This window comes from Okeania sp. SIO2F4 (genome assembly GCF_010672385.1).
In the GTDB taxonomy this organism is placed as follows: domain Bacteria; phylum Cyanobacteriota; class Cyanobacteriia; order Cyanobacteriales; family Microcoleaceae; genus Trichodesmium.
In genome coordinates this window covers 1-7817 of the sequence record NZ_JAAHGT010000431.1, presented here as the reverse complement: position 1 = coordinate 7817, position 7817 = coordinate 1, and the positions used below count along the sequence as shown (strand labels likewise).

The 7817-nt window shown below is 33.9% G+C and carries 4 protein-coding genes; 3 read left to right on the top strand and 1 reads right to left on the bottom strand.

From position 1 onward, the window contains the following. Nucleotides 1-107: 107 nt before the first annotated feature. The gene (locus F6K22_RS23815; protein ID WP_363274264.1) at nucleotides 108-776 is read left to right on the top strand and encodes a TauD/TfdA family dioxygenase; all 669 of its coding nucleotides are present in this window, start codon (nucleotides 108-110) and stop codon (nucleotides 774-776) included. Between the two features lie 917 nt (nucleotides 777-1693). Here the strand turns inward: F6K22_RS23815 and F6K22_RS23810 are convergent. Next, on the bottom strand, nucleotides 1694-2635 hold the full coding sequence (locus F6K22_RS23810; protein ID WP_293103602.1) for a GNAT family N-acetyltransferase: 942 nt from the start codon (nucleotides 2633-2635) through the stop codon (nucleotides 1694-1696). 1282 nt (nucleotides 2636-3917) lie between these two features. Here F6K22_RS23810 and ccmP point away from each other — a divergent pair. Both ccmP and F6K22_RS23800 read left to right on the top strand, forming a co-directional pair. Beyond that, on the top strand, nucleotides 3918-4556 hold the full coding sequence (ccmP, locus tag F6K22_RS23805) for a beta-carboxysome protein CcmP (protein WP_293103599.1): 639 nt from the start codon (nucleotides 3918-3920) through the stop codon (nucleotides 4554-4556). Between the two features lie 146 nt (nucleotides 4557-4702). Continuing rightward, nucleotides 4703-5101: a response regulator gene (locus F6K22_RS23800; RefSeq protein WP_293103596.1), complete on the top strand. Its 399-nt coding sequence runs from the start codon at nucleotides 4703-4705 to the stop codon at nucleotides 5099-5101. Nucleotides 5102-7817 lie beyond the last annotated feature (2716 nt).

Genomic DNA, 7817 nt, shown 5'->3' with positions numbered 1-7817 from the left:
ACATTATTTTACTCTTTTATTATTAACCATATCTTTCTTCGGATTGGCTCAATATATTTTTTTCGCCTCAAGTTGCTAAAAGTGGAGGGGAAACTCCAGTTATTGATATGAAATCAGTTTTATTAGATTTACCCGAACAGTTACAGCAGAAGTTTTCCCACACCAATTTGGTCACGAAATTTTATTGGGTAAGTATACAGAAAAAATTATTTGATGTGCGATTATGGCAGTGGCCTTGGTTTCGTTCAGCTCAATCTTGGAAGGTTGTATTTAATACTCAGGATAAGGGTTTAGTCGAAACAAAATGCTTTGATGCAGGGCGACAGACTGAGTGGGTTGCTAATGATGACTTAATTGTTTCTTGTCCGATGCAGGCAATTAGTTCTCATCCTATTACCTCTGAAACTATCTGGACTGGATGGTTCCCTTGGTTTCATATCTGGGGTGTTTGTATTGATGCCTGGTTTGTTGCTAAGTTTCAAAGAAAATTCAGGAGTTGGTTAGTATTTTTTATCTTATTTTTAATCACATTTATACAAGTTTGTCTCGAAAAATTGATTCCCAATAATCGCAAATATAGAGTTTTAGATGTAGCATTTGAGGATGGTTCTGATTTATCTTTTTGGGATGTTTATTATATTGTCAAGAGTTATTGGCAAAATACAGAATTATTTTCCTGGCAAGAGGGAGATCTAATAATTTTAGATAATTATCGTATAGGTCATGGTAGGCTTCCTTTTACCGGAGAAAGAAAAGTTTATACAGCCTTTGCTTAAGATACATACTTATGAATAAGGATCAATGAGTCAGGAGTCAGGAGTTAGGAGTTAGAAAGGAGATTTTTCCGCGCCAGTTAGAGGGGAAATAGGTCTGATTTACACATTAGACTTCTCCAAAAATAAAAAATAAAATCTATTGTCGTACATAAATTATCAATTACTCCCCCCTATTCCCTATTCCCTATTCCCTATTCCCTGACTTCTGCAAGAAGTCTATTATAAATTTAGGAATTTCATACCGTGTTTCAGTAACACCATAATATCAAATCCGGTTGAATACTTATTATATAATTGGGGTAGATGGGGATATCGGGAGGTGGGGAGATTGAATATTGAAGTATAGATAGAATTATCAAAATATATTATACCATTTCTCATGCATTCTTGCTATATTTTATTGAGAGGAGGGAGTAGGGAGCAGGGAGTAGGGAGTAGGGTTATACTAAATCAGATATCTTTGTTATTTGCCTATAATTGTTAAAAACACTACTCTTACTTACTTATTACTTAATAACTGAAGTCTTGAGTAAGTATAGTATTATTTTTGGGAATTAGTATTATTTTTGGGAATTAGTATTATAGCAATCCTATTTTATTTGTGTATAAAAATCTTACTGCTTTTAGGGAACAGCGGTGCGACCCCGCGGGGTGCGACAGACGCACCTGGTAGGGCACCAAGAGAGGGAACAGGGGAAAGGGAACAGGCGGGAGTTTTAGTTTTTTTATCTACTTTTTGATTACCCGCAACCTATGGGCGGATTACTATATATATAAAATTTAATTCTGGCTCAATTAATAAAGCTTTTATCGCGCACCAAAAGCAATAGCTGTTTCTCTACGCGACATCAAAAACATAGTTACGACCCAGGAGGATAGCTGGCGACTGAATGCTTAGGAAATAAAATTAAATTTTTCTACCGTAAGTCATCAATAACATAAATATCTGGACGGTTATAACCTTGTTCATTAGGATTGTGCATTGCTACTCCTAGGATATCAATTTTAAATCCCATATTTAATATTTGAAGGTAGGCTTGTTGACGACTTGTATTGACTCCAGCTATCAGTTTAGACATTCCAATAATATTGCTAAATATTTCACATTCATTCAATAATTGTGCAAAGCGTTCGCTCGCTTTTTTCCCTGAATTAACTGCACCAAATTTAATATAGCAAGTATCAGTTCCTGCTTCAGTATTTGCACCGTAATGACAAATAGCAAATCCTTCTAAATTGCCATTTTCCCAGAGAAATAAAGTATCTCCTAATCTCTGATTTGCTACTGCTAAAATTTCTGACTGTAAATCTAGTCCGGGATAAATATTATTAGTTAATTCTTGGCTAGCTTGTAAATATTCTTTTTGTTGTTCTGGAGAAATTTGTGAATACCTAATGCTTTGTAATTGCTGCTGTTTCTCAGAAACAGATTTAGAACAAATAGCAGTTAAGAAATGGGGCATAAAGCCAAATTTTTGATAAAAATATAAATGTTTAGGACTGCGGGAAAAGGTAAAGAAACAAATCTTTTTAATTTGCCAATTTCTGAAGCATTCCATTGTTGCTGACATCAATTTCTTACCTACTCCTCGATCCCAAAAATTTGGATGTACTGATAAAGGTCCAAAACAGCCAAAGCTACCCCATTTAGATAGAAAATTAGAACCTACTAATTGACCGTCTATTTCTGCTGCCAAAGCTGCATTTGGATAGGTATACCAACGCTGCATATAGTTAGTATCACCATAGAATGTCATCGGGTCTGGCAAACCTAAAAATGTGCCAAAAGCTAATCTAAATATTTTGTCAGCTTCCGACAATTCTTGTTCCTGAAGTAAGCGAATATTAATTTGATTCATTAATTTTTTTTGAGAATTAGTTTGACAAAAATACTTTCAATTTTACCGATAAATTGTGGTCACTAGCCTCCCCTTTTAAGGGGAAAAAAGCGGTCGGAAAGCGGAGAAGTCCGTTAGGATGGGATGGCGAGGTCTCCCGCTCTTGCAGAGACGCGAACGCAATTCAAGTCGCTCCGCGAAACGCCATATCCAATCTCCCCTTGAGAAGAAAAAATTTTTCATTATTAGTCAATCCTATCCGTTTTCAAGGAGAGGTAATTATTAATTATTAATTATTAATTATTAATTGTTGAAAGGATTTTTCAAGTCTGTAAATACAAAATTTTCAGCTTGAGGGAACAAGAAGCATAATAATGCTTAAGTGATTAACATTAAACTTTACTTTAGCATCTTTAAAAGTGCTGTAAGTATTGCTAAAAAATTAATTATAGTAAAATTTAGCTCTGGATTCATTCATGGATAATGGATAATGGATAATGGATAATTACCTCAAGGAAAACCGTAACGGAATTGAATATAAGGAAATATTCTAGCACTTTTTTTCCCTATTAGGGTCGGCTTTTAACCAAGGGATTTAATTAATAATTATTAATTATTCGGTAAAAATATATAGGATAGATCAAATTGGTGATATACACAAGTTTTGGATTTTCAGGAATAGGCAATAGAAAAAAATACTGTATCTCATAAATATCATAACCGCTATATTATGCTAATTAAAAGGTAAGTATTTAGATTTTAGCTATCAGTTAATTACCTTTTTCCCAGGGTCATTTCATTCTAGATTTCGGCAATGAATTTATTGATTTTCAGACAGCGAAAGATAAATTTCCTAAAGCTTGAAATAACGTGGCTTCCTCAATACATAAAATGGCACAGCTTAGAATGAAACAGCACTGCCTTTTTCCTAATAATTATTCTCAAGATATTTCTAATTCAATTCTGTTTTCTGACCGCTAGGCTAATGGCTGAATACTTACATTAAAAGATGGCAAATTTATGTCCAACTGTAGTTTATTCAATACTACTTGCTACCTATATCTATAGTTATTTACTTTGGTTGATTCTTGATTTATTTTTTTCCCTTTTCCCTCTTATTTATTTCTGAATTTGACTAATTTACTACGACTATATCTCATTAGTATTAGATATCAAGCAACTAGATTTATTCTTCACAGTAGAATTACTTTTTACTTTGAACTTTTGACTTAAGAGAAACCCTTGACATATAATGACGACGATTAAGAATGTAATTTCATCCCCGTACATGGAGATTTAAGCCTTGGGTATAGAACTGCGCAGTTATGTATTTATAGACAACTTGCAACCTCAGCACGCCGCCTACATTGGTACAGTGGCCCTTGGCTTTTTACCATTACCAGGTGATACTTCCCTATGGGTAGAAATTTCTCCAGGTATTGAAATTAATCGTATTACGGATGTGGCCCTCAAATCTAATTCTGTTCGGCCTGGGGTTCAATTTGTAGAACGACTTTATGGTTTGCTCGAAATTCATTCGAGTCGTCAGGGAGATACAAAAGCTGCTGGTCAAGCAATTTTGCAAGCTTTGGAAGTGCAGGAACGCGATCGCCTGAAACCTCGTATTGTCTCTAGTCAGGTGATCCGTAATATTGACTCCCACCAAGCACAGTTGATTAATCGTAATCGTCGTGGCCAGATGATTTTGGGTGGCCAAACTCTCTATGTGTTGGAAGTCCAACCTGCTGCCTATGCTGCTTTAGCGGCTAATGAAGCAGAAAAAGCTGCTTTGATTAATATCTTACAAATTCAAGCGGTGGGTAGTTTTGGCAGGCTTTATTTGGGAGGAGAAGAACGGGATATTTTGGCAGGTTCTCGAGCAGCTTTAGAGGCTATGAAAAATGTTTCGGGTCGAGAACATTTTGACCAACGCCAAGAATAAATTAGCTTTAAGAAGGTTTTAGATTAATAGTTCAATCGATCACAAGGGGTAACACCGACAAAATGAGGATATGTCATATTTGACTATATTTTTATGAACTATAGATACTAAAATTTGTAGAATACTAATTTTGTGGAAATTTAACAATGTCGGAAAAACTTAAGTTAATGGTTGTTGATGATGAACCTAATAATTTAGATTTACTCTATCGGACTTTTAGACGTCAATTTAAAGTGTTTAGGGCAGAAAATGCTAGTTTAGCTATGGAAATTCTCGAAGCTGAAGGGGAAATGGCTATAATTATTTCTGACCAAAGTATGCCAGATATGACGGGTATTCAATTTCTCAGAAAAACAAAAGATAGCTTTCCTGATACTGTTCGGATTTTGTTAAGTGGTTATGCAGAAGAACAAATAAATTCTGAAGTTGATGAGATACAACAGGCTGATATTTTTAAATGTGTAACTAAACCTTGTTCTCCTCAAGAACTCAAGGATGTGGTTCAAGAATGTCTGGAAGTATATAAAGCTAAGAAAGGTTTATAAGTAAGAATCAAATAACTGAAAATTTTAAATACATTTAAAGAAATATAATGACTAAAAATTATTGATTTTCGTGGGTTGATTTTTAGTCTGTTATAGTTGTTATGATATTAATGGAATATAGTATTTTTTTCATCTTCTGTCTGATCTTTTTCTTCCTCCCTATTAGCTAAAATTAAAAACTTATATATCTCACTAATTCTCAGTATTCAGTTATTAGCGGTCAGCATTTCCGTTTTTCATGCTGCACAAACAGCTTTTTTTTGTGAATAAAGAAGATACATTCCCTATAGATCCCTATAGATAGCTAATACCAATTATCAAAAACTTTGCTATGATTGATAACTTTATAAGTTCGGAAAATCAAGGTGATAAGCGTAACAGGACTTTTTTTAAAAAAAGATATAGGGTTTCTCAGGCTCCGGATTTCTATTCTATTCCTTATTCCTAGTTAAGTGTTTGCTAAAAATTACGAATGCGTGTACCTTACCAGTATGGGAATTTCTATACTTACGAATAATAAGGGGAATTAAAATACTTTACCGAAAAATTAAGGTTTAAAGCCTCTCCTTGAAAGGAGAAAAAAATCTCCTTTAAACCAATCCTCTTCTTAAAAAGAAGGTAAGCATTCAGGTATTAGCAATCAGCTCTCAGTTTCTTATGAATTAAGTGAGGATTTGTTTAAGAATACTTATATTAACTGAATAGTTGCTTGCTTATGCTATAAATTATCGGAAATATATCAATAATAATTTATTCGCATAAATACAAGACGATCCTAATTAGGGTTTGCTGAAAAAGTCTTATGGTTGAGGGTAGAATTCATAATTTATAATTCAGAACTTAGAGGAGTTAGGAGACACAAATATCCCTTGATTTTTCTATCCTTGTATACTCACTCATCCTAACTTTTTTAGCTTTTTAGACCGAAAACCTTGCACCTTTTTTAAATCTAAAAATACTATAAGATTTACAGAGAAAGGCTTTGAAGGTTAATCAGCAAGCCCTAATTATAATCTAGCTGAAGGCTAAAAGCTGACGGCTGAATGCTTACAAAAGAAGAGCTAATTATTAATTGTTAATTATTCATTATTAATTATTGAAGCGACTATATCTCTTTGACTAAAAAGGGAGATTAAATCTATGGACTTACAAATAAAAAAATATACAATTACCCTGAATTTAGGGAGTAGAGAAATTAGGCAGCAAAACAAATAGGTATGGTTAAAAAATTGGATAATTTATTTTTTGCTATTCCCTCATAAATGATATTTAAGTTATTTATTCTGCCTCTGTCCTCCTGTACTTAGTTAATCCGATGGCTCCCCTACCTGACTCCTAAGCAATAGTCTAACTATTTATAGCAAATATTTATTAAACTGGTTATAATACTAACCGTAAAAAAATAATTTTACAAAACTCTAGTTATAGGAAACAGGGAACAGTTAACTGGGAATAGGGAATAGGGAATAGGTAACAGTTCATTAATTGATAATTGATAATTACAAGAAGGTTAAAACCGTTCGGGAATTGAATATTGGGAAATTCAAGAGGACTTTTCTCTTTTGGGAGATTTGATATGGCGAACTTCGAAGCGGCTCTGTCAAGAGCGGGAAACCTCGCCATCCCATCCTAACGGACTGCGAGCAATTCATGTCGCGAAGCGTTAACGCGCGTTGTGCGTTAGCTAAACGACCGCTGTCTTGGTCGATTGGAGGCAAGCGAGGTCTCCTCGCCATCCCATCCTGACGGACTGCGAGCAATTCATGTCGCGAAGCGAAACGACCGCTTTTTCCCCTATCCAAGGGGAGGCTTCAAGGCGCGAATTAATTAATTATTAATAATTAATTAATAATTCGGTAACAGAGATTCGTAGCAAACATTTATCAAACTGCTATAAAACTATTTTGTTTAAAAATATCTTGGAAAACTTTTGAGATTTGGCATAGCTGCTTTTCAATAGGAGAAATAATTGTCTTGATATGTTGATGATAATTTTTAACAATTATACCATTTCTCATGCATTCTTGCTATATTTGGAAGCTGGCAAAATCACTTTTATTCATAACCGAAATTACCAAATATAAAGCATTTGCTCGAAGAAATAATATTTATAGCGCTACTTGAATCGGGAATAGGGAATAGGTATGGAGGGAATAGTAAACGGTTAAAAGGTTTCAGGGTTTAGAAATGTTCTAACCTTAATGCGTAGTGCTATAGAAATAGAAAATTCAAATATAGCAAAGTTTATGGTAATTGGTATTATTGACTCCAAAAAATGTTATAACCTCAGAACTTTAACTAATATTCAAATATTCAAAACTAGCAAAATATTCAGATAGAAAATCTAATTAGGTTTTGCTGAATAACTCTTATAGCTAAGGGTAGGAATCAGTCCTCAGTCCTCAGTCCTCAGCAGAAATAGAAATTACAGAGGATGCAGTTGAAAGAATTCCCCCTTAATTTTTCTGCCCTTGTCTATAAAAAATCCTCACATTCTCAGCGATGGTAAGCAAAAAGCTTGTACTTTTTTCGCATAAAAAAGGCTAAAGTCTTTATATGTACATGGTTTTGGATTTAATCAGCAAGCCCTAATTAAAATTTGTTAAGATATACAATACTTGAGAGCCAATATTAATAGTTTGGCCATAAAAAAACTTAACTTACTGTTAACCTACCTAGGAGATAAATTATAAATGCTGAGATTAGAACATATAAA

Excerpts from the sequence above, each read along its gene's own strand:
- F6K22_RS23815 (WP_363274264.1), top strand. The coding sequence starts at position 108 with ATGAAATCAGTTTTATTAGATTTACCCGAACAGTTACAGCAGAAGTTT.
- F6K22_RS23810 (WP_293103602.1), bottom strand. The coding sequence starts at position 2,635 with ATGAATCAAATTAATATTCGCTTACTTCAGGAACAAGAATTGTCGGAA.
- F6K22_RS23800 (WP_293103596.1), top strand. The coding sequence starts at position 4,703 with ATGTCGGAAAAACTTAAGTTAATGGTTGTTGATGATGAACCTAATAAT.